Origin of the sequence: Porphyromonas sp. COT-239 OH1446 (genome assembly GCF_000768875.1) — a bacterium.
In the GTDB taxonomy this organism is placed as follows: Bacteria; Bacteroidota; Bacteroidia; order Bacteroidales; family Porphyromonadaceae; genus Porphyromonas.
The window spans coordinates 1-23,732 of the sequence record NZ_JRAO01000027.1; the positions used below are offsets into that span (position 1 = coordinate 1).

A 23,732-nucleotide genomic window follows, 5' to 3' on the forward strand; every position below is an offset into this window, starting at 1 on the left:
AAGATACGAAAACTTGCAGATTTGGCAAAGGATTTAACCGTTTATATCACTGAATAACAAACGATAAACGACTATTTAAGGGACGACTATTTAAGGGACGACTCGGTAACGTATGCCCTAAGCAGCAAAATGCCTGCTATCCATCCCTATCGGGATGTGAATAGCAGGCACGATCTGCAGATAGATGTCCCTTCTATGGGCCGCCAAACCTGAGGGGGCTGTGCACAGCCCAAACAGGGCACAGAGGATAGCCTCTCGGCGGGAGAGCCTATTACTTGCTGAACTTCTTCAGATTGTCGAAGCCCTCCCCATAGACCCCTCGCACGACCCCATGGGAGACAAAGGCTTTAGGGTCGATCTCCTCGATGATGCGAGAGATCCCAACGGACTGACTCTTGCGCACCACGACGAGCAGCACCTTGGCAGGCTGACCTGTATAGCCACCCGTTGCCTCAAGGATCGTACAACCACGCCTAAGACGCTGCACAATGGCATCGTTGATCTCCTGATACCTATTGCTGAAGATCATAAACTGAACCGACTGACGATTGCTATTGATATACCAGTCGAGTGTCATCGAGACGAGGACGACCTGGATGAAGGAGTAGATCACTTTCTCAAAAGCTTCAGCAGGCTGCATCTTATTGACTGCCAGGTAGACATTGACAAAGTACGAAGCCAGTACGATCGTCCCATCGACGATCATGAAGATACGCCCAAAGGAGAGGTTCTTGTACTTACTAATAATCGCCACTACGATATCCGTCCCCCCCGTACTACCATTGACCGAGAAGACAAGCCCAAGACCTAGCCCGATCATTAATGAACCGAGGATCAAGGCCACTAGAGGATCATTGCCCAAGATCATGAGACGAAAGAGCTCTTCCTTGCTTTGGTCAGGCACGGCCATGTGCGTGAAAAAGGAGATACTAAAGCCTAAGAAAGTAATCCCGATAAGAGTCTTGATGAGGAAATTCTTATCTAGGAAAAAGAATGCCAGCACAAAAAGACCTACGTTGATGATATTGTAGGGGATATCGATCCCCTTCCCCGTTGTGAGCATGATGAGGTTACAGAAGCCCGACAACCCACCCGTAGTGATACGCTGAGGAAAGATGAAGAAGCTAAAACCAATCATGTAAACCAAGATACCCAAGCCTACGACGAGCATATCCTTCCAAAAATAGCGAGAGACAATCTGCTGACGAAGCTCACTGCCGAGCTCGACAAACTTATCAGCTGTCAGACGAAAGAAATTGACCTTCTGAGACATAGTCAAAGACGAATAGTTTGTTGTGTGAATGTAGGTTATAAGACGATATTAACGATACGACGGGGGACGACAATCACCTTCTTAGGGGTCTTGCCCTCCAACCAGCGAGCAGCTTCGCTCGAGGAGAGCACAGCCGCTTCGACTTCCCCAGGAGTAAGTGAGGCCGAGAGCTCCAGCGTGAAACGCATCTTACCATTGAAGCTCACTGGATAGGTAAAACTATCCTCGACGAGGTAACTCTCCTCATATTCAGGCCAACGAGCCAAGATGACAGAGCCTTCACTTCCTGTAGCATGCCACAGCTCCTCAGCAATATGAGGGGCGAATGGGCTTAGCAGCACTAAAAGTGGGCGTAGCACCTCGAGCGAGTGGGTTTTGAGACCTTGAAGCTCATTGACACAGATCATAAAGGCAGAGACGGCCGTGTTGAAAGAGAACTGTTCGATATCATGCCCCACCTTCTTGATGAGCTTATGCAGCGCCTTGAGCTCTTGACGGCTGGCAGGTGCTTCAGAGGCACGTAGCTGCTCGCCCTCCCAGTAGAGCCCCCAGAGTTTCTTGAGGAAGCGATGCACCCCGTCGATACCGTTCGTATCCCAGGGCTTACTCTGCTCAAGCGGCCCGAGAAACATCTCGTACAGGCGCAGCGTATCGGCCCCGTAACGCTCGATGATGGTGTCGGGATTGACGACGTTGTGGAAGGACTTACTCATCTTCTCCACAGCCCAGCCGCAGAGATATTGACCCTCCTCAAGAATGAACTCCGCCGAAGCAAAATCGGGCTGCCAAGCACGGAAGGCCTCTAGATCCAGCCTATCGTTGTGCACGATATTGACATCGACGTGGATCTCGGTCGTCTCGTATTCATCCTTCAGCCCTACCGAGACAAAGGTATTGGTGTTCTTGATGCGATAGACGAAGTTGCTTCTTCCCTGGATCATCCCCTGATTGACCAACTTACCAAAAGGCTCGTCGCAACAGGCGACACCTAAGTCATAGAGGAATTTATTCCAGAAACGACTATAGATCAGATGCCCTGTGGCATGCTCTGTCCCCCCAACGTAGAGGTCTACCTGTCGCCAATAAGCATTAGCCTCTGCTCCCACTAGAGCCTGGTCATTGTGAGGATCCATATAGCGCAGATAATAGGCACTGCTGCCCGCAAAGCCAGGCATTGTGCTCAGCTCATAGGGATAGCCCTCTACGGTGTGCCATCCCTCGGCTCTGCCTAGAGGAGGCTCTCCGCTCTCGGTAGGCAGATACTTGTCAATCTCAGGGAGACAGAGAGGCAGCTGGCCCTCATCTAGAGGATAGGGGATACCATCTTTGTAATAGATAGGGAAGGGTTCTCCCCAGTATCGTTGACGGCTGAAGATAGCATCACGCAGGCGATAATTCACCTTCGTGCGACCGAGGCCCTCAGCCTCGATATAGGCTTTGATCTCGTTCGCAGCCTCCTGGACGCTGAGACCATCCAGGAGAGGAGAGTGGATGAGCTGCCCAGCCTTGCTGTCTAGACTATCGCTCCAGGATGCAGGGTCAGAGGGCTCGCTACCCTTGGGGACAACCACCTGCACAATGGGCAGAGAGAAGTGTCGGGCGAAAGCAAAGTCTCGGCTGTCATGCGCTGGGACAGCCATAATAGCCCCAGTGCCGTAGCCTGCGAGGACGTAGTCGCTGATCCATACAGGGATTCGATCCTGAGTAATTGGATTGATGGCATACGAGCCACTAAAGACACCACTAACACGACGCTCGGCAATGCGCTCACGCTCGGTCTTGCGTTTGGTGGCCTCGAGGTATTCGGCGACCTTGGACTCCTGCTCAGGGGTAACCAAAGTTGCAACGTATTCGCTCTCGGGGGCTAGTACCATGAAGCTCACACCATAGATCGTATCGGGACGGGTAGTGAAGACAGTGATATAAGGAAGGCCTTCTATCCCCTCGATGGGGAAGCGGATCTCAGCTCCCTCACTACGCCCGATCCAGTTGCGCTGCGTTTCTTTCAGAGCTTCACTCCATTCGAGGCTATCAAGAGAGGCCAAGAGACGCTCAGCATAGGCACTCACTCTCAAGCACCATTGACGCATCAGACGCTGCTCTACGGGGTGGCCGCCTCGTATGCTCAGCCCTTCGCTCACCTCATCATTGGCAAGGACCGTCCCAAGGGCAGGACACCAATTGACCATGCTGTCGCCGAGATAAGCGAGGCGATAGTTCATCAGAGTCTCTTCCTGCTGTGCATGGCTCATTCCTCGCCAAGTCTCGGCACTCAGGTGTAGCTCTTCTCCCGAGGCTGCGTTGAGGCCCTCAGTCCCCCGAGTCTCGAGATGGAGGATGAGGTCCTCGATGGGGCGAGCCTGAGCAGCCGTTCGGTCGTAATAAGAACCGAAGAGGCGCAGGAAGACCCACTGTGTCCACTTATAATATTCAGGGTCGGAAGTCTTAAACTCTCGAGACCAGTCATAGGAGAAGCCGATCTTGTCCAGCTGCTCTCGATAGCGATTGGTATTGATCCGAGTGGTCTCGGCAGGGTGCTGCCCTGTCTGTATGGCATACTGCTCGGCAGGCAACCCGAAGGCATCATAGCCCATAGGGTGCAGGACGTTGAAGCCCCTGAGACGCTTGTAGCGAGAGAAAATATCCGAGGCAATATAACCCAGCGGATGCCCCACATGCAGTCCTGCCCCCGAGGGGTAAGGGAACATATCCAGCACATAATATGGAGGCTTAGTCGAGTCTTCGGTTACGCGATAAACCTCATGCTCTCGCCAATAACTTTGCCAGCGGCCTTCGAGCTCTCTGAAGTTGTATTCCATAAATATATCGTCGATGTCTAATAATATTTCTATGAGCGAATTGAGCTACAAATGTACACACTCCTCAGCGAACACCCACATGAGCCTGGAAAATTTATCCTCCATCGAGCAATCCTCTAGAGACCTTCAGGTCGAGGCATACGCTTACGCAACCAGAGCAGGGAGAGCAAGGCGGCCAATCCCTTGAGCATCGAGGAGAGGCTGATGGCCCACCAAACACCCTCGAGCCCCCAGCCCCAGGACAGGAAGAGCAGAACGAGAGGGATGCGCAAATAGTTGCCCGCAATGCTGATGACAGCAGGTAGACTAGAGCGTCCCATACCATAAAAGAGCCCTTGAGTCGTGATCTCAGCCATCATGAAAATCTGTGAATAACCACTGATACGCAGATAAATCCCTCCCGAATAATAAGCCTCGGGCTCGGGAACAATGAGAGAAAAGAAAGCCTCGCCCCAGAAGATGAAGAACAAGCCTCCCAAAAGCCCTAGAGTAAGTGTAAAGCCTAGAGCCCGACGGTAGGCTTGCCACACACGTTCGAGGCGACCTGCAGCCCAATTCTGCCCGACAATGGTGCAGAGGGCCGTCGTTATACCCTGAGAGGTATTCCAGGTCAAGGCCTCGAGCTGCCCCCCAGTGGTCAGCGTCGCCACCCCGATATGTCCACCGACACTCGAAGCCATACGCCCCATATAGATCGCTAGAGCAGCGAAGAGGACGTTGAGAGCAGCTACAGGAGTACCAATCTTGAGGATGCGCCACACCCACTGCCACCTCAGACGCACCAGCCAGGGGAAGTCGTCGAATAACCGATCTCGATAGCGCAGCTGGTAGAGGAAGATGAGCGAGACAACGACCTCGCTGATGACCGTCGCCCAAGCTGCACCAGCCACTCCCCAGCCAGCCACATGGATGAGCAGTGGGTCTAGGATCATATTGAGCAAGAGCCCTAGACCCAGCGTGCGGAAGGGGACGGAGCTGTGTCCCACGGCATTGTATAGGCCGAAGAGCATCGAGCTGAGAAACATGATCGGATACCCCAGGAGGGTAATGTACATGTAAACCAAGGCCTCGGCATGGACATCCGCCTCGACACGATAGAGATCGATCAGGTCGTTGGCGAAGAGGCCGAAGAAGAGGGCCACAACAAAGCCCAGCAGGATGGAGATCGTCGAGCAATGAGAGGCAAAGTGCCTCGCCTCGTCGCTCTTGCCCGCCCCAATGCTCTGCGAGATGGTTACCTCAGCCCCCGTCTTGGTTAGGGCCGCGATCGAGTGAGCAATCCACATGAAGACAGAGATCGTCCCCACGGCAGCCACAGACTTGCTGCTCAGCCTTCCCAGCCAAGCCATATCAGTGAAGCTGTAGGCCATGTGGATGAACGAGGTGCCCATGATCGGCAGGGCTATCGTATAGAGGTGTCGGGTAATGCTGCCGACAGTCAGATCTTTGGCTTGTCTCAAGGGTATAAGTGTTGAGCAAAGGGCCGAGGGGAGGGGGGCTATGGACGATCGTCACTGGGGCTCATCGTGCAGCTTCGGATCTTGGTCTAGACCTCTAGCCTTGCCTCCTCTATATTATGGTAGTTAAAGGGTGTCGAGGCAAAGGCCTCAGATTATCCGCACAAAGATATATCAATACTCAAGAATTCGAAAAGCATGTTTCGATAGAAACTCAGGAGAGACTCAGATAGAAGCTCCTACGAGATATAGATAGGATCACAAGTGAGACTCAGATAGGAGCTCCATCGAGGTATAAGTAGGATCGCAGGTGAGATGTAGGTAGGAACTCCATCGAGATATAGGATAGGAGCGCAGGCGAGGCTCAAATAGAACTCGAGCGAGGTCTCTCGAGACGAGCTGCTGAGGATCTCCCGAGAGCTGACAAAAAGTCTAGGGGCTGTGCCGAAACGATGGTTTCTGCACAGCCCCTAGACGTATGAACTTGGCCTTGGGGAGTCTAACACCCCACAGAGGCTATTCTTCGATACGTATCGAGCGAGAGCCTCGGGTCTTGTACACCTCCTGGTTGTGGTGGAACTTAGGGTAGCTCTTCGTGGGCATGACCTTATTCCTACGCCACAGGATGCCATCTGTACTGATGGCAAAGAGCAATGGTGTATCAAAGGTCATAAAGACATTGTCCTCTATCGTAATACCCTCGCCTCCATCTCCGTAGAAGGGACGCTTCTGAGCATCGAGATTGGGGATGATGGGAAAGATGGAAATCACAGCTTCAGTGAACTGATAGAGGCTCGTCAACACATCTATGAAGTAATTACCTCGGATCTTGAGATTCTTCGTCTGCCCTGATTCATACCAAAAGTTACAGTCCGTGCTGACAAGAATACCTGCGCCAGAGACATGGTCAAAGAGGTTATTCTCTACAATTACCTGCTGTGGCGTGTTGAAGAGCGTTCCTCGGGCACGATTGTGACGAATGGTATTGCCAACAAAGTTGACCGCTGGGGTACGAGTATAATTCTCCATCCCAATAGAGTTGTCAGGCACAACTTCCTTGGGCAAACGACGATCGAAACGGATCTCAAACTCCTTCGCTCCGAGGGTTTCGGTCGTGTCATGTGGGCGAATTCTCTTGATCTTGTAGCGACCTGGAAGCATATCGAAGGTTTTGCTTTGGATGAATTGAACCTCCTCGCCAGGCTTGGCCCACTCCATGCCCCAGGCCTGCACATGCATATAGCGGCCTACGAGCGTGTAGTCATCGAGACGCTTAGTAAGCTTGAGATAAACACCATGTACATTGATGGCATCGTCCATCATGGCTTCGAAAAGGCCATTACGTACATCGATTAATCCACTACAACCTGAGAAATGCGTCGCATCGGCTTGTGTAGTGAAGTAGCGAGGGTCGCTTGCCCCTCTGAGACGCACATCGAAGCCATCGAGTGAGATGTCGTGAGTTGCCTGTGCTAGTACCCCCATCCCCTCGGCATAATGCACGACGATGCGGTGCAGCGAGATCGAGCGGCTATCGGCTACGAAGATACCAGGGTTAGGACGCTTGTAGGTGCGCAGGGCGACGATCGTCCCAGGCACAAGGCGCTTGTCCTTCCAATGAGGAGCTAAGAGAGCTCCAGATGGCAGCACCGTGAGCTCCTTCGTCGGACAAGGGATATCGGCCGTACGGTAGAGCATCCGACGAGTATGTCCCTCGAAGGCAATACCTGCCACAGGCGTGTGATGCCAATTGTCTCCATAGGCCTCGAAAGCTCCTTGTTCGGAGCGTCTACTACGTACCCAAGGGGCTGGTTCGAAGGTTAAACCCCGATCGTCATTGGCAACAACCCGTATCTGAGCAATGTGAGGATTATCATAATCGATCGAGAGCTGGTGAAGCCGAACATTACTACAGCCTAGGATGGCCACAGGGAGCATTCTCTCGGTACAGATGAGCTCCGAGCCCATCCCCTCGAGGGTGATATTGCTTAGCCCCTCGAGTAGGAGACCGATGGGGCGAGGGCCTGTCTGGTCGTGGTTCGAGATATAAACCTGTCTCTCGTCAGCCCCTTGACTGCTGATCAGGTAGCGGCCTGGTGCTAGGACGAGGGTCAGCGTGTCTAGGCCTTGCTCTCGGCGGATCTCCTGGAGAGCCTTGGAGAGCAGAGGGGCTACGTTCGCCTTCGTGTTGGGCTCTATGCCATAGTTGATTAGATGGATTGTACGCTGACGAGCCTGGAGAGAGAAGCCTGTCGAGACGAGGACTAGGGCGGCAAGGCTCAGTCGAATAAGATGTTTCAGTCGGTTCATGGAAAGAGTGAATGTATAGAATGTGATACGTCTGCGAAAGTTATTCGGTGCTCAGGACTAGCCCCATGAATACGCAAGGCTACCTTGTGCTCGGGGGTCGGGTAACCCTTGTTTCGCTCCCAGCCGTAGAGTGGATAGCGGACGGCCATCGTCTGCATATATTCGTCTCGGTGGGTCTTGGCTAGGATCGAGGCCGCTGCAATCGCACGAAACTTCGCATCTCCCTTGACAATGCAGTGGTGCTCTAGCCCCTCGATCGGGGTGAAGCGATTGCCATCGATGAGGAGTCGCTCGGGCCTAAGGCTGAGAGCCTCAACGGCTCGGCGCATAGCCAGATGCGAGGCTTTAAGGATGTTGATCCGATCAATCTCCTCAGCCGTACACACCCCGACAGCCCAGGCCAGGGCCTCGGCCTCGATAATAGGGCGTAGCTCTCGTCGTCGATGCTCACTGAGCTGCTTCGAGTCATTGAGCCAAGGATGCTCGAAGCCCTCGGGCAGTACAACTGCTGCGGCAAAGACAGGCCCAGCGAGACAACCACGACCAGCCTCATCGCATCCGCACTCGATGCGTTCGTCCTCGATCAGTCTAGCCTGTAGCATCAGAGCATCCCGACGACACGATGGAGAGCATCGAAGAAGCGATCTACCTCTTCTCGAGTATTATACATTCCCCAAGAGGCTCGAGCGATGGCCGTATGGCCATAGCGATCGAGCAGGGGTTCGGCACAGTGATGGCCTGTGCGGATAGCGACACCCAACTGATCGAGCAATGTCCCCAGGTCAAAGGGATGGATCTCTCCGATGCCGAAGGACATGATAGCACTCTTATGCTCAGCCTGGCCCAGGATATAGCTTCCCTCGAACTCTGAGAGCAGTCGCCCACTAGCATAGCTCAGGAGCTCAGCCTCATGCTGGGCAATGGCCTCGAGGCCGATCTCTTCGACAAAATCCAAGGCTCGGGAGAGGGCATAAGTACCGATATAGTCGGGAGTCCCAGCCTCGTACTTGAAGGGTAGGACGTTGTAGGTTGTATGCTCAAAGGTTACCTTGGCGATCATCTCCCCCCCCCCCATATAGGGCGGCATGGCCTCGAGCAGCTCTCTCTTGCCGTAGAGCACACCAATACCTGTAGGGCCATAGATCTTGTGCGAGCTGAAGGCATAGAAGTCCACATCTAGCTCCTGCACATCGACCCGACTATGAGCGATGGCCTGAGCCCCATCGAGCAGTACAGGGATGCCTCGCTCATGGGCCTGGGCAATGATCTGCTTCACAGGATTTATTGTCCCAAGGACGTTGCTGGCATGGCTTATGGCGACGATCTTCGTGCGCTCGCTGAGCAGCGAGGCATAGTGGTCGAGGTCAAGCTCTCCAGACTCATTGACCCGTACCACACGCAGCTGAGCCCCCTTGCGCTGGCAGAGCATTTGCCAGGGGACAATGTTGGCGTGGTGCTCCATCGTGCTGATGACGATCTCGTCGCCAGAGCGGACAAAGGCCTCCCCGAAGCAAAAGGCTACGAGGTTAATCGCCTCAGTCGCCCCTCGGGTGAAGATGACCTCCTCATCACTGGGGGCATGAATGAAGCGGGCGACACGACGCCGAGCTCCCTCATGCAGGTCTGTTGCCCGCTGGCTGAGGTAGTGCACCCCTCGGTGCACATTCGCATTGCTTGTGCTATAGGCCTCTTGGATGGCATCGAGGACGCACTGAGGCTTCTGCGTCGTGGCTGCATTGTCTAGGTAGATGAGAGGGTGCTTGTGCACCTGGGTATGAAGGATGGGGAAAGCCCCACGGATTTGCTCTATTGGGTACATGAGTATAGTGAAGATGTTTGATGCGCCTACCAAGGCTCGAGAGGTCCAGCGACGCTCGCCCAAAGTTAGACAATCTTCGCCATAGAGCTGACCTCGACCGAGAATTGCCTCAGGGCTTCTCCCGAGGGCGAAGCCACAGATCGGCCAGCACGGGCAGGTGGTCGCTATAGCCCCCGAGGTAATGGTCGCCAGCATAGGTAGCCCGAGGGCGAAGCCTACCCAAGCGATCGGGGGCGAGGAGCTCAGGGCCAGCATAGATCCGAGCACTACCCTCTCGGTAACGCAAGCAGGAGGAGGGGGAGAGGAGGCTCTCGGAGATGATGATTTGGTCGAAGAGATACCACACTCCCGAGAAGAAGTGAGTCCCTCTAGGGCCTGCCTCGGGGGCTTGAGAGAGGAGATTATAGAGCCGAGGTCCAGTGGTCGAGAGCGAGTCCTTCAACATGAGAGGGGGCTCAAGACTAGAGCCTAACACCTCTCGAAGCTCCACCTCCCTAGCCGTAGCATTGAGGTCTCCCATGAGCACAAAATGCTGCTCCTGACCCTTCCAAGCCTGATGGAGGCTATCGCAGAGCTCCCTAGTCCTAAGGGCTGCTGCCCTGCGCCTTGAGGCTGTGGCCCTACGTCCCCCACGCCTGGAGGGCCAATGCATCGCAAAGACGTGCAAGATAGGCCCAGAGGACAAGGCGAAGGAAACCCGAAGGATATTGCGCGTCGGAGCTTCGCCTCGAGGCAAAGGGATCTCGTGCTCACTGCGCTCAAGCAAGCGAAGCAAAGGCTCTCGATAGAGCAGGGCAACGTCGATCCCTCGGGCGTCCGCCGAATGGGTCATCGTATAGCTATACCCCTGTCGCCCTAGGGCTGTGAAGGCTAGGAGATCATCGAGGCAACGCTCGCCCTCGACCTCCACGAGGCAGATGAGCCCAGGCCAATACTCCTGCGAGGCACGAGCGATCGTCTGGGCGATCTGACCGAGCTTGCGCCGATAGCGGGCGGAGGTCCACTGCTTACGGCCCTCGGGGGTGAACTCCTCGTCCCTCGTCTCAGGGTCGTCCTCTGTATCAAAAAGGTTCTCCACATTGTATGAGATGAGCCTCAGGAGGGAGAGCGAGTCCCGAACCTCAGCCCGAGCCTCGACGAGGGGGAGGAAGAGCAAGAGGAGAATCGCCTGGCGCAGCATACAACAAACCAATAAGGCGGAGGATCGCCTACCGATGACGAAGCATATCCGTCTACGATAGGCGATCTCTCGCTTGTGAAATGCTCCTAGAGCTGGGTCTCTCAGCCTAGAGGTTGGGATTTACGGTCTTCCAGTCTGCTACGGCGGGGATGATGCCCATCGAGATCACCTCGTCGCGCATGTGCACCAGGTGATCATAGCTCTTCTTCAAGGCAACCAGTTCCTCCTGAGTACCCTTGAGGTCAGAGCTGTAGTGTACCCCATCCTTGTCGATGATGGTCTCCATACCCATGACCACATTGTCCATGCCTGGCAGCTGTACCATACAGCCTGCAGGCCAGTGGAAGGGCTTGCCTCCCATAGCTGCAGCAATCATCTCGATAGAGACATACGAAGGACTCTGGAAGGAAGAGCGTCCACGCAGCTTGATGATATTTGCCCCACCTTGAGTAACACGCTTCTTGAGAGCCTCCCACTCCTCTGTGGGCAGCTTATCTGTACCGATCAATTTGCTCAAAGGCTCTCCGGAGATCGTAGCCGTACTGGCGAAGACTGCCATAGCCTCACCATGACCGCCATAGGTGCGAGCCCCTACGACCTGGCTCTGCTGCACACCGAAGTGCTTGGCCAGCTCGCTCTGTAGGCGAGTAGAATCGAGGGCCGCGAGGGTAGTGAGCTGCGAAGGCTTAAGGCCTGAGTGGATCAGCGCAACAAGACCAGTAATGTCTGCAGGGTTGAAGATGATCACCACGTGCTTGACATCGGGGCAATAGGTCTTAATGTCCTTACCGAGCTGAGCGGCGATCTCGCAATTGCCCTTGAGTAGATCCTCACGGGTCATCCCCTCCTTGCGAGGTGCACCACCAGAGGAGACGATGTACTTAGCCCCTGTCAGGGCCTCTTTGATGCAAGAGGTGAAGGTGAGGTTTAGGCCCTCGAAACCGCAATGGCGGATTTCTTCAGCCACCCCTTCGAGCCCCTGCAAGAAGGGGTCATAGAGACAGATGTTAGGGGTGAGACGCATCATGGCAGCAGTCTGTGCCATGTTAGAGCCGATCATACCGCCGGCACCGACGATTGTCAGCTTGTCTTGAGAGATAAAGCTCATAATACTATATAGGTTATTGAGTGAATGTATCCAACCTGTAGCTTCGGGCTTGATAGGGCGCGGAGCGACACACAAATATACCCTTTTTCTAGCCAAAGTGTACAGCTAGCATGGCAAAGCATGCAACGACACACTCGATCCTGGTACAAAAAGATTACTCTCGAGTCTCTAGCAATGCCCTAGGGATACAAAGATAAGGCCCATGATAGAGCGACCGTGTCCTTTAGTTGTATTTGCTAGGCCCATAACAGCTCTACAGAGACGAATAAGAACAAGAGGGGAAGAGGGGGATAAAGGAAGAGGCACAATGCGTATGCACTGCGCCTCTTGTGGTACCACCAGGATTCGAACCGGGGACACACGGATTTTCAGTCCGTTGCTCTACCAACTGAGCTATGGTACCTTGACCGTAAAGCGGAAGCGACGAGATTCGAACTCGTGGTACGGTTACCCGTACGGCAGTTTAGCAAACTGCTGGTTTCAGCCACTCACCCACACTTCCGAGCTAGTCAGCTTCTTTGACTTAACGAGTGCAAAGATAGGCATTATTTTGATACCTGCAATAGGCGGACGGTATTTTTATTATTTGACAAGAAAGAAGCCTGAGAGCTCGTAAGCGAGTTCCCCTGCCCTACCTCTAGAGAGGCGGAGCAGGGGAGACTCATCAAACGACTGATCTATCAGCCTAAGACAGGGGGCTTAGTAGCCCTTGTTTTGCTGACCAGCGAGGTTAGGATTGGTCTGCATATCTCTGTGAGGGATAGGCCAAGTAAAGCCGAAGTGGTCTGCAGGAATCTCTAGAGTTAGGCCAACCTGGCTAAGGAATGGCTTGCTAGCCTCCTGAGGGGCCGTTCTCTTCATAGGCATCTCCCAACGCTTGAGATCCCAGAGACGAGCTCCTTCGAAGGCGAACTCACGAGTACGCTCATCCTTGATCTGAGTAAAGAGGGCATCGCCAGAGCCATCTACAGGATCAAGGCCACGAGAGGCCCTAAAGGTATTCAGATACTGCTTGGCGGCAGCCTCATTATTCGTTTTGTAAGCGGCCTCGGCAGCGATCATGTAAGCCTCAGCGATACGAAGTACGAGAGGATAGTTACGAGCATCAGGTTTAGCTCCCCAAAGAGGGTCAGCAGTCGTTGCTGCCAAAGCTAAGTTACCTCGGTACTTGGATACAATCACAACCTCTCCAGCGGGGAATACGTTGGGGCTCACATGCACCTTCTCACTCTTATTGAAATAGACCCACTTGCGCAAATCCTTGTCCTCGAAGAGATCGATTATGCCCTTTGTAGGGAACCAGTCTGGCTGACAGGCTCGGTAAGCTGCATCACCCTTACCAAGGGTAATAGCAACGAAGTAGCTACCAACACCAGGAGGAAGCTCCTTCTCATCATCCTTGTTTACATACAAGCGCAGGATATCCTCAGTACTTTTATCAGAGAACCACATTCCCTCGAAACTGCTCTCAGCAGGAGCAACGAGAGGATAACGCCCACTCTTGATCAATGCCTCAGCTGCCTGAAGAGCCTTGGGATAATCACGCATCTGCAGGTAAACACGGGCCTCAAGAGCCGCCAGAGCATCTCCATTCATAGTCATAGAGCCAGGCTTACCAACAGGCTTTCCAGCCTTAGCAAACAGAGCCTTAGCCTCGGCAATATCCTTAAAGATCTGCTCATAAACCTGCTGCTGTGTCGCACGAGAAGGACGATCGTCGACGTTATAGGTCAACACCAAGGGCACACAGAGCTCCGTAGCCGCTGTGGCTGGGTTGTACAGAGGGGCGAAGCGCTTAGCCAGCTCGGCATAGTAGTAGGCTCTCACAAAATGAGCATCGGCAACATAGCTGGCCAGAGCCTTCTCCGCAGCCTCTCCATTAGCCTTAATTGAGGAGATCAACGTAAGGAATTCGTTGACATTCTTCAAATTACTGTAGTAAGAGGCATATATATCGCTCACCTCTCTAGTATCAGACTTAACTCCCCAGGTGTACAACACACCATCCCTATTACCAAAGGTTGAAGAGGGAGAGACCATATCAGCCTGATAGTCGCTAAGCCTGATGAAAGAGCCATAAACAGCACCTCGAAGCTGAGCTCGAATATTGGCATTCCAGTAGCGAGCATCCTCTACAGAAGTAAGGGATTTTTCCTTAGCAATACTCTTGTGAGGGAATCTATCAAGATTACAAGAGGCTACACCCAGGAGAAGAGCCGCCGCAACGGGCAATATCTTTATTCTTTTCATTTCCTTGAATTTATATGGGTAAGAAACTTAGAGGCCAAGCTCTAGACCGACAGACATCTGCTTAGTATTGGGGTTACCACCAATAACTAGGTTTGAGTTAGGTTCGGGGTCAGAGCCACTAAACTTCGTAAAGGTCAAGAGATTTCGACCAGTAACATATACCTTGACAGACTTGAAGAAGTTCTGCTTAGCCAGCACAGACTTAGGCATCTGATATCCGATAGTCAAGTTCTTCAAACGCATGAAGGATGCATCCTCAAGCATACGGGTATCAAACTCCATGAAGCGATTTCTTCCGAGCTTAACGATAGCTTCAACTGAGGGGAGCTGCACGATATCGCCCTTTTTCTTCCAGAAGTTTGCAGCGGCACGAGACACGTTACCATCATTGGCGAATAGCAGAGCATTCTCAGAGAAGAAGCGGTCATTGTTGATTAGGTGCTTACCCAAAGCGAAGGTAAAGTCAGCATTGAGATAGAGCCCCTTGTAGTCAAGATTGAAGCCCCAACCGCCAGTTACAGGAGCATAACGAGCAACACCAGTATTTTGGTTAAGGTTAGGACTCATATTGCTAGTAATCCTATTTGGATCCTTAGTGGTGATGTCTACATTATCTCCAGGGAGATACCACTCTGGATAACCTGTCTCTGGATTCACCTGCTTGAAGATTGGGTAGTAGAACATCAGAGGCTTACCCACCACATAGGCAACACCGGTATTGGCAATCTCCCAGCGATCACGCCCCTGGAAGAGGGAGAGTACCTTGTCCTTGTTGTAGTTGAAATTGAAGTAAGCAGCCATGTTGAGGCCATCCTTACTCTTGAGGATATTAGCATCCAACCTCAAGTCTATACCACGATTCTGATAAGAACCTACGTTAGACATCACAGTAGATACCCCTGTTGTGTAGGGGACAGGAACGTCCATAAGCATATCCGTAGTTACTCGGTTATAGAGCTCGAGGTTCACACCGAGGAAGTCAAGCATACGGAGACTGATCCCTAGAGTAGTCTTGGCCTGATTCTCCCAAGTCAGTTTTTGGTTACCGGAATTACCGATTCCCCAACCCGTTACACCACCATACTGAGTAGAAGCTACAGATGTAGCGATGTAGTCATATGGGCCTACACCGGCGTTACCCGAAGTACCGTGAGAGAGCTTAAGGGTTGCATCATCCAACCAGCTCGCATCCTTGAGGAAGTTTTCCTGCTTCATCTTCCACATCAGACCGACAGACCAGAACTGTCCGTTGCGCACGTCTGGATGGAAGCGAGAGGAGGCATCGTTACGCAGGGTAACGTCGAGGAAGTAACGATTCAAGTAGTCATAGGAGAAGCGTCCAAAGAAAGATAGGAAGGCATACTCCGACTTACTCTCATTAAGGTTCTTCTCCTTCGTTACAGCGGAGAGCATCAGGATACGGTCGTCAACGATACCGATCCCTGAGGCTGAGAAGCCCTGGTCATTGGACTCGATGTACTCATGAGCAGCAAGTAGGGTGAAGTTATGCTTGTCAGCAAGAGAGAACTTGTACTCAGCAGTGTTGGAGAAAGTCCAGTTAGCAGAGCGTCCGAAGCTCAAGCTTCTACTACCATTACCTTTTGCCTGAAAATGAGAAGGCTTACGAGAAGCATCCGCAAGATCATCCGACAAGTCCATCCCTGCGGTGGCACTCAAAGTGAGGTTTTTGATGGGCTTGAGGATAACGTTAGCCACAGAGCTCACATTGAGAGACGTCGAGCGACTAGGCAGCATATCAGCCACATAGTTAATGTCAGCGATACCTACATTGGGGATAACCTCTCCGTAGTAAGGATTGCCATCCTTATCATAGGGGGTATAGTAAGGCAGAGTCGTATGCCCCAGCCCCCCATAGAGGCTATTACGGTTACCGAAGGTTGAGCGGCTGATATCGTAGGTAACAGAGGTCTTGAGACCGAAAGAGATGTAATCGTTGAGCGAAGAATTCAGATTGACTCTCATGTTGAACCTATCATACGAAGAGCGTGGACGCAGACCTGCAGAGGAGTGAAGCCCCCCAGAGATGTAATAGTTAGTACGACCACCACCTCCAGAGATTGCCACGTCTGCATCATAAGTGGGAGCAGAATCTCGGTAGAAATACTTGTACCACTTAAAGTCATGAGGGAAAGCCTTACGATGCTTGGCCAAATCTTCTTCTGTGGCGAAGCCCTTCAGCCCCATAGAGAAGTACAGCTGACGAAGTTCCTCAGCATTCATCATGCTCTCGAAGTAGTCTGTATTGGCCAGACTAGAGGCTCCATACTTACCTCGCACGGTGATGGAGGCACGCTCCCCAACGGCACCCTTCTTCGTGGTGATGTAGATCACCCCATTGGCTGCGCGAGCACCGTAGATCGAGGTAGCGGAGGCGTCCTTGAGCACCTGTACGTTCTCGAAGTCGTTCTGGTTCATGCCCATAACAGTCCCTGCACTTACGGGGATACCATCGAGGATGTAGAGCGGAGCACTAGAAAGGCTAGAGAGCGTACCAGTACCATGCAGCTGAACAGATGAGAGCTGAGATGGTTCCCCAGATCCAGTGAATACCTGTAGACCAGCTACCTTACCCTGTAGAGCATCGAAGACGTTGGGCACAGGCTTGTCCTGAATGGTCTTGCTACTCACCTTGACGATCGAGGCCGTGGTATTGGCAATGGATTTTGCACTACCGTAGCCACTGATCACCAGCTCAACCAGTTCTGAGGTATCGCCCAGCAAGATGATACGCATCTCAGGCTTGATGGGGACTTCCTGGGTCTTGAAGCCGACGAAAGAGACCACGAGGGTTTTGGCATTGGTGGGCACATTCTTGAAGAGGAAACGCCCCTCAAGGTCTGTACTCATACCGAGCGTAGTGCCCTTGACTCGGACAGACGCACCGATTACGGGCTGATTGTCATCGGCAGAAATGACCACACCACGCACAGTCCGCTGCGCCAAGGCAACCCCTACCGTTAGGATAAGGCTCGCCATAAAGAGTGTAAATCTTCTCATTCTCTTAATAATTTAGTGAATTAATGAATAGCTTATACTTCTTTTCGTTACTTAACCCGAGGCACTGCCCCTGCTCATTCCCCAAGGCTAGGACACTCAACCCACACAATGCAATGTTAAGAGTCGCATGCCACTAATTTAGGTGTCTAAATGAGGATAGAGAGGCCAAGAAATAAAGTTCAAATAGAATATATCCTGCACCAAAGATAGAGGGTTATATTTAGAAAAACAACTCCGAGGCTATTTTTTTATCCCAAAGACTTCTTAATAGAGCTAAGACGGGCGAGGGTAAATAAATCTTAGGAGTAATAAAAGCCTTATAAGAGCAAAAGGAGGGATAAAAGGTCTGTTTTCTGCAAAGAAAGATAATATATCGTCCTCCCACAGAGCTTTCCTTCGGCTCAAAAAGTATAGTCCTATCGTCCGGGCAGACATCCATCCTTAATCGAGGTTGATCAGGCAGAGGATAGCTACAGGGGACAAAGAAGGTCTCTGGCACTCAACACCCCCTCAAAAAAGGTCTCACGAGGAGACAAAAAAAGATCCTAATAGGATCTCGAGTGAGGCCCTACTTATACCTCGAGTGAGGTCCTATCTAAGCCTCAAGAGAGATGGTATCGAGACCTCAAGCGGGGTCGTAGATAGCGTTTCGATCGAAATCCGACTGAGAGCACAACCAAACAACTAAGAGGATCATGACCGAGAAACAACACCAAGACGAAGGGAGCAACAAGGTCAAATCGTTATCTTTGTCCCAAGCGTTCCCCCTGCCACTAGACATAAGAGATGGAGAGGAGAGCCATAACGATCATAAGCGAGAGACAATGAAAAGAATAATCATCATGGGTGCGAGCTCGGGCATCGGGCTCGAGGTAGCTCGTCTGTACATAGAGCGAGGCTACTGCGTCGGGGTATGTGCACGCCGACTAGAACCCCTCGAGCAGCTACGCAGCCTAGCCCCCGAGCGTGTGTACATACGACATATAGACGTCTGCTCGGACAATGCCCCCCAAGAGCTCGGACAACTGATAGAGGAGATGGGTGGGCTAGACATCTACCTGCACAGCTCAGGGGTCGGCTGGCAAAGCCTCAGCCTCTCGGAGGAGACCTCTCGAGAGACCCTCGAGGTCAATGCCGTGGGCTTCACCCGTATGATAGACTATGTCTTCGAATATTTTGCTCGTCGAGGAAGGGGGCAGCTCTGCGCCATTACCTCCATCGCTGGCACTCGAGGCCTAGGCCCTGCTGCGGTCTACTCAGCCAGCAAGGCCTACCAGGCCTGCTACCTACAGGCTCTGAGCCAACTGCTTCGGATCAGAGAGCTCCCGGAGGTGCAGATCACAGAGATACGCCCTGGCTTCGTAGACACACCACTACTGAGTGGAGGGGGGCATTACCCGATGCTCATGCGAGCAGAGGTTGTTGCCCAAACAATCGTGCAGGCCATCAATCGAGGCGAGCGTGTCCGCACGATTGACTGGCGATACCGCATCTTGGTAGGCCTATGGAGGCTCGTACCTCGAGTGCTTTGGGAGCGTATCGCCCTCTCCTTTTGACCCGGAAGCACACGTCCGATCTCTTAGCATGCATGATATGATACAAAGACTTCGCCTCAGCTCATTGTGGTGGTTACTCCTACTGCTGCTCTGCCCTAGGCCTGCTGATGCCCAATATAGGATACACCGCCCTCTCGATCTCTCCCGAGAGACTCTGCTCGAGCTTGAGCAGGTAGCAGTACGAGGACAGGCGACGCTCCGCCTTGCCCCTGTGGGTATCGCCGAGGCTGAACGTATAGAGCGCAGTGTACCCAGCTCGCTACGCCTACTCCCCTTCGCCATACCTCGCAAGCTAGAGCTCTCGCCCACCAGTAGTGGCGTTTGGAGCGATGTCCAAGGGCAGGGCCAACTATGGCAACTGGAGATCATCAGCCCAGGGGCTCGCAGCATCGGCCTGCGCCTCGAGCAATACCACCTGCCCGAGGGCAGTGCGCTCTACCTACAGGGGGAGGACGGACGCATAAGAGGGGCATTCACCCACTACAACAATAGCCCTGATGGACTGCTACACCTAGCCCCCGTGAGAGGCGAGCGACTGCGCCTACTCTATCTAGCTCCTTCGGGGCAGGAGGGGCAAGAGCCCTTCGTCATCACTGAGCTCTATCATGCCTACAGAGACCTAGGGCAGATCCGAAGCACAGGCCTGCCTCAGAAGCCTGGAGAGCCGCCCTTCCACACTGAGCGAGTGAAAGGAGACTACAACTGTGCCCCCAATATCCTCCTACATCCTGAGGTGAAGGCACAGAGCCGCAGCGTCGTCCTATGCATCGTCCGAGGGATCTACCTCTGCTCGGGGGCACTCATCAACAATACTCGACAGGATGGCACCCCATATATCCTCTCCGCCCTACATACCTTCAACAACAATTATGACCCAGATATCGAGCTCGAGGGTATCAAAGCGCGTGTAGCCTCGACAGTCTTCTTCTTCGGCTTCGAGAGCCCCTATCCACTAGGGAATATCCATGCCAGCGAAGAGCACTCGCTCAGTGGAGGAGAGCTCACGGCCTACAACCCCGAGAGTGATATGTGCCTCATCCGCATCACGGGTCTACCAACGGGGTCTGATGGACGACCAGTCCCCATCCCCGCCGCCTACAATGCCTACTTCGCAGGCTGGAGTCTATCACCCCAGCCCTCGGGGCCTTTTTATGGGATTCATCATCCGAGAGGTCTACCCAAACGCTATTCGCAGACAGAAGACAAACGACTGGAGATCAAAGACTACACCATAGATCTAGTGCATGCCTGGCAAGGAAAGCATTGGCAGATCCGTCGCTGGGCTATCGGGACGACCGCCGCAGGCAGCTCGGGCTCGCCCCTCTTCGATGCCCGAGGACGCATCATCGGAGCTCTAACGGGCGGACGCTCCTTCTGCGATTATCCTTCGGATGACTACTACTTCGCCCTGCACACCGCTTGGCGAGGGGGCGAGGCAGAGGGCCCTGTCAGCAGCCTAGCTCCCTGGCTAGATCCCAATGCCTCGGGAGAGCTTGAGTGCCCAGGATTAGACCCACACGAGGACAGACGGATACAGCGTATCAGCGGCCTCTATGGCTCGCTCGGGACTGAGGGTCTCGGCAGCCTCTCGAGCGATAGCAGAGTCAATGGCGTTGGCAATACAATTCGCCTAAGCTCAGGAGAATATGAGCTGCTAGGAGCCTACATCGTCTTTGAGGGGAGGAAGGACTTAGAGCAAGGCATCCCGCCGCTGGAGATCGGACTCTCGAAGTATCGAGCTGATGGCAGCCTCGAGCCCGCACAATGGCAGACGCAACTACATCGCCCCACCTTCCCACAGTACCAAAGGGATCAGGGAGGCTTCAAACCAGAACCTCGTAGTCTGAGTACTGACACCCTAGAGGTATTCGTCCCCGCTCTAGCTGTGGATGGAGATCCCGAGCGAAATATTCTTAGAGAAGAGGGTACATATCTGCTCTATTGCCACCGCATAGACCAAAAAGCCATAGACCTCCCACTCCTCATGGGCCGACACCGAGCGACCTCGCCTCGTAGCTGGCGTGGGATGACGAGAGCCCCCTGGGGCACATGGGAGCCACAGAGAAAGGGGTATTACTGGATCGACCTGCTCGTGCGCAGCCGAGACAACGCTCTGGAGGCTGAGGTCGAGGAACAGCAAGGCGACGCCATTCAGCACTATTACTACTCGGGTCGGATCTATGTTTACCTCGGGGACGAGCAGCCCGAGGGCTGCCGCCTTAGGGTCTACGGCATGGACGGACGACTGATGCACACAGCCCCACTGAGCCGAGGTCAGAGCGTCGTAGAGCTGCCCTCGATACTGGCTGCTGGGGCGTATATCGCTGAGATCGTGGGCGCAAGGCGAAAGAGTGCCTTCAAGTTCATCCTATAAGCACAGTTTTTAGTACCTTTGTGCGGCTTGTTTCTCCTCGAGGCTAGGGAGAGAGGGCGCAATCTGCACAGTATGATAGAGACCATCCTCAAGGGCATCATTATCGGCATCTTCGTCTCTGCTCCTATGGGGCCGGTGGGTTTGCTGTGCCTCAGAGAGACGATGTACAATGGTCGGCGTGATGGTCTCTTGACAGGCATAGGGGCGACGATCAGCGACTTACTATACGCTCTGATGGCCTACTGGGGTGTAAGCCTAGTACTAGACTTTGTTTCGAAGTATGATGCTGTGCTGCGCCTCGTGGGCGGGGTGATCATTGTGATCTTTGGCTATGTACTCTTCCTCAACTCAGGTGCTCCGATCAAGCGTGCGGCGAGCCGTCGCCTAGGCAAGCTGCATGGGCTGCGCAAGGTCGTCATCGCCTTCTTCGTTACCCTATCGAACCCTTTCATCTTGCTGCTTTTCCTCCCCCTGTATACTCGCTTTGACTTCGTCCAATCGGCAGAGTCTTCCCCCCTAGGTATTTTGGGGGCTATGACGAGCATCGTAGCTGGATGTCTCATTTGGTGGCTGGGGCTTACCTATGCAGTCTCGCACATCGCCACACGGATGGGGCAAACGCCAGTTAAATGGATCGCACGCACCATCGCCATCGTGCTGATGGTCATTGGACTATATGGTCTAGCCTCAGGCATCCAATACTACCTCTAGAGTCCAACGCAACCCCTCGACTTCGAGAGGTCAACCAATACGAACAATATGAAACGAACGACCATCCCCTACATTCCCCACGAACAATTAGACTGGCAAAGCCTTGCCTTGCAGCTTGAAACCCAAGGGGTTCGCCTACATATCGACACACTCAATTGGGCAGAGGCCTATCCCTATCACCCCATTGTCCTAGTTGACCTAGCCTACACCAGTAAGGGCATTGCCTTGAGCTACTTCGTTCGAGGCTTGGAGCTACGCACGCTCTCCGAGGGGGATGGGCATTATGTGCATGAGGACAGCTGCGTAGAGTTTTTCATGCAGCCCTCCCGAGGCGAGGCCTATATCAACTTCGAGTTCAATGCAGCCGGGGTGTGCTATGCTTCACACCACAGCAGCCCAAAGGAGAGCGTTCGTTTCTCAGCCGAAGAATACGCTATGATCCTGCGCCAAAGCACCCACCAGGGGCAGCGGCTCAACCTCGAGGAGGGGTTACACAGCTGGCAGCTACAGGCCTTCATCCCTTGGAGGACTATGGGCTATGCCGAGGGGGAGATCCCCAAGCGTCTGTGGGCGAACTTCTACAAGTGTGCCGATGGGACGAAGCACCCCCATTACCTGAGCTGGGCTCCGATCGAGGAGGCCGAGCCAGCCTTCCACCGTCCTCAATTCTTCGGAGAGCTCACCCTCGGCCCTAGGTAAACGAAGAGCTCTAGCATACAAAGCCCCCTCACCCGAGCTGCTCCCGACAGAGAGCTCTCGAGTGAGGGGGCTGTACATTGTGCCCTCTACCACTTGAGTGGCTAACGGGCACACACTGCCGTCCCCGAGCAGGTAACCATGAGCATGCTACTCCCGATAGCTGAATAGGAGAAAGAGACCCCAATGACTGCATCCGCCCCCAAGAGGTGGGCACGCTGAGCCATCTCGGCCTTAGCCGTCTCTTGCGCCTCACGGATCACGCTCTCATACGAGCTCGAGCGTCCGCCGATGAAGTCTCGGATGCCAGCTGCGATGTCTCGCAAAAAATTTGCTCCGATGATAGTCTCCCCATGCACAATGGTGATGTACTGCTCGATGCGATAGCCCTCAAGGGTGTGGGTAGTAGATAAAATCATATGTTCGTTTGTATTGATTGAGTGGGAGCAAAAGTAAATAAAAACTCCCGAGACCTCACTCTTGGAGATCTCGGGAGTTGCGAAGCTCTTCCTCTTGGACTTGAACCAAGGACCCTCTGATTAACAGTCAGATGCTCTAACCGACTGAGCTAAGGAAGAATGAATAAGCCTTGAGGGAGCTCTTCCTCTTGGACTTGAACCAAGGACCCTCTGATTAACAGTCAGATGCTCTAACCGACTGAGCTAAGGAAGAGTGTTACTCTGCTTATTGCGCTTGCAAAGGTAGTAAGTTTTTTTGAAACTGCGAAATCTCCCCACGAATTATCTTCGTCCTATCGACTAGGGAAACTCTACACACTCTCTAGAGGCTATGTCCTAAGCACTTGGAGGGCGAGAAGCAACAGGGGTGCGATCAGCCTATGCTGACCACACCCCTGCGATATGGGTCGATGAGGCTCGAGGCCGAGCCTGGAGGCCTAGTGTCTACTTCTTGGCTCTATTACCATAGCGGCTCATGAACTTGTCTACGCGACCAGCAGTATCCACGAGCTTAGCCTTACCAGTGAAGAAGGGGTGAGAGGTGCTAGAGATCTCGACCTTGATCAGCGGATAAGTAACACCATCGATCTCGATGGTTTCCTTGGCGGGCATAGTCGAACGTGTAATGAACACATCTTCGTTGGACATGTCCTTGAACACTACAGGACGATAATTCTCAGGATGGATTCCTTTTTTCATTATG

The 23,732-nt window shown here is 53.2% G+C and carries 16 protein-coding genes and 4 tRNA genes; 4 read left to right on the plus strand and 16 right to left on the minus strand.

All coding sequences use genetic code 11. The features are described from left to right. Positions 1-271: 271 nt before the first annotated feature. The 12 genes from HQ37_RS05685 to HQ37_RS05740 all read right to left on the minus strand — a co-directional run bounded on the left by HQ37_RS05685 (position 272) and on the right by HQ37_RS05740 (position 17,234). Complete coding sequence (locus HQ37_RS05685) at positions 272-1,273, minus strand: YitT family protein (protein WP_081951782.1); 1,002 nt, start codon at positions 1,271-1,273, stop codon at positions 272-274. A 35-nt stretch (positions 1,274-1,308) separates the two neighbouring features. Further along, on the minus strand, positions 1,309-4,092 hold the full coding sequence (gene leuS, locus HQ37_RS05690; RefSeq protein WP_036881384.1) for a leucine--tRNA ligase: 2,784 nt from the start codon (positions 4,090-4,092) through the stop codon (positions 1,309-1,311). A 116-nt stretch (positions 4,093-4,208) separates the two neighbouring features. Beyond that, positions 4,209-5,552 carry an MATE family efflux transporter gene (locus HQ37_RS05695; RefSeq protein WP_036881385.1) on the minus strand — a complete coding sequence of 448 codons (1,344 nt, stop codon included), beginning with the start codon at positions 5,550-5,552 and terminating at the stop codon, positions 4,209-4,211. 513 nt (positions 5,553-6,065) lie between these two features. Next, complete coding sequence (locus HQ37_RS05700; RefSeq protein WP_052080801.1) at positions 6,066-7,859, minus strand: right-handed parallel beta-helix repeat-containing protein; 1,794 nt, start codon at positions 7,857-7,859, stop codon at positions 6,066-6,068. Beyond that, positions 7,856-8,461: a ribonuclease HII gene (locus tag HQ37_RS05705; protein ID WP_036881386.1), complete on the minus strand. Its 606-nt coding sequence runs from the start codon at positions 8,459-8,461 to the stop codon at positions 7,856-7,858. Before HQ37_RS05705 ends, HQ37_RS05700 begins: the two co-directional genes overlap by 4 nt. Beyond that, complete coding sequence (locus tag HQ37_RS05710) at positions 8,461-9,678, minus strand: aminotransferase class V-fold PLP-dependent enzyme (RefSeq protein ID WP_036881387.1); 1,218 nt, start codon at positions 9,676-9,678, stop codon at positions 8,461-8,463. Before HQ37_RS05710 ends, HQ37_RS05705 begins: the two co-directional genes overlap by 1 nt. A gap of 109 nt (positions 9,679-9,787) precedes the next feature. Continuing rightward, a complete protein-coding gene (locus tag HQ37_RS05715) occupies positions 9,788-10,858 on the minus strand; it encodes an endonuclease/exonuclease/phosphatase family protein (RefSeq protein ID WP_052080802.1) in 1,071 nt (356 codons plus the stop codon). Between the two features lie 106 nt (positions 10,859-10,964). Then, a complete protein-coding gene (locus tag HQ37_RS05720) occupies positions 10,965-11,966 on the minus strand; it encodes a malate dehydrogenase (protein ID WP_036881391.1) in 1,002 nt (333 codons plus the stop codon). A gap of 330 nt (positions 11,967-12,296) precedes the next feature. Next, a tRNA-Phe gene (locus tag HQ37_RS05725) sits at positions 12,297-12,369 on the minus strand. A gap of 12 nt (positions 12,370-12,381) precedes the next feature. After that, positions 12,382-12,468: transfer RNA gene (locus tag HQ37_RS05730), tRNA-Ser, on the minus strand. 197 nt (positions 12,469-12,665) lie between these two features. Then, on the minus strand, positions 12,666-14,216 hold the full coding sequence (locus tag HQ37_RS05735) for a RagB/SusD family nutrient uptake outer membrane protein (RefSeq protein ID WP_081951783.1): 1,551 nt from the start codon (positions 14,214-14,216) through the stop codon (positions 12,666-12,668). 27 nt (positions 14,217-14,243) lie between these two features. Next, entirely contained in the window at positions 14,244-17,234 is a 2,991-nt protein-coding gene (locus HQ37_RS05740) for a SusC/RagA family TonB-linked outer membrane protein (RefSeq protein ID WP_036881397.1), read from the minus strand. A gap of 824 nt (positions 17,235-18,058) precedes the next feature. Here HQ37_RS05740 and HQ37_RS05745 point away from each other — a divergent pair. The 4 genes from HQ37_RS05745 (at position 18,059) to HQ37_RS05760 (ending at position 22,574) form a co-directional block, all read left to right on the plus strand. Next, positions 18,059-18,790, plus strand: a complete 732-nt coding sequence (locus HQ37_RS05745; RefSeq protein WP_036881541.1) for an SDR family oxidoreductase — start codon at positions 18,059-18,061, stop codon at positions 18,788-18,790. A 37-nt stretch (positions 18,791-18,827) separates the two neighbouring features. Next, positions 18,828-21,164: a trypsin-like peptidase domain-containing protein gene (locus HQ37_RS05750; RefSeq protein WP_152566805.1), complete on the plus strand. Its 2,337-nt coding sequence runs from the start codon at positions 18,828-18,830 to the stop codon at positions 21,162-21,164. Between the two features lie 72 nt (positions 21,165-21,236). Continuing rightward, on the plus strand, positions 21,237-21,875 hold the full coding sequence (locus HQ37_RS05755) for a LysE family translocator (protein WP_036881543.1): 639 nt from the start codon (positions 21,237-21,239) through the stop codon (positions 21,873-21,875). 48 nt (positions 21,876-21,923) lie between these two features. Then, entirely contained in the window at positions 21,924-22,574 is a 651-nt protein-coding gene (locus HQ37_RS05760) for a carbohydrate-binding family 9-like protein (RefSeq protein ID WP_036881401.1), read from the plus strand. Positions 22,575-22,675: 101 nt separating this feature from the next. On the opposite strand, the gene HQ37_RS05765 is transcribed toward HQ37_RS05760, so the two are convergent. From HQ37_RS05765 to HQ37_RS05780, 4 genes are all read right to left on the minus strand, one after another. Further along, the gene (locus HQ37_RS05765; RefSeq protein WP_036881545.1) at positions 22,676-22,990 is read right to left on the minus strand and encodes a YbjQ family protein; all 315 of its coding nucleotides are present in this window, start codon (positions 22,988-22,990) and stop codon (positions 22,676-22,678) included. Between the two features lie 85 nt (positions 22,991-23,075). Continuing rightward, a tRNA-Asn gene (locus tag HQ37_RS05770) sits at positions 23,076-23,149 on the minus strand. Between the two features lie 20 nt (positions 23,150-23,169). After that, positions 23,170-23,243, minus strand: a tRNA-Asn gene (locus HQ37_RS05775). 230 nt (positions 23,244-23,473) lie between these two features. Further along, the gene (locus tag HQ37_RS05780; RefSeq protein WP_036881403.1) at positions 23,474-23,728 is read right to left on the minus strand and encodes a type B 50S ribosomal protein L31; all 255 of its coding nucleotides are present in this window, start codon (positions 23,726-23,728) and stop codon (positions 23,474-23,476) included. Positions 23,729-23,732 lie beyond the last annotated feature (4 nt).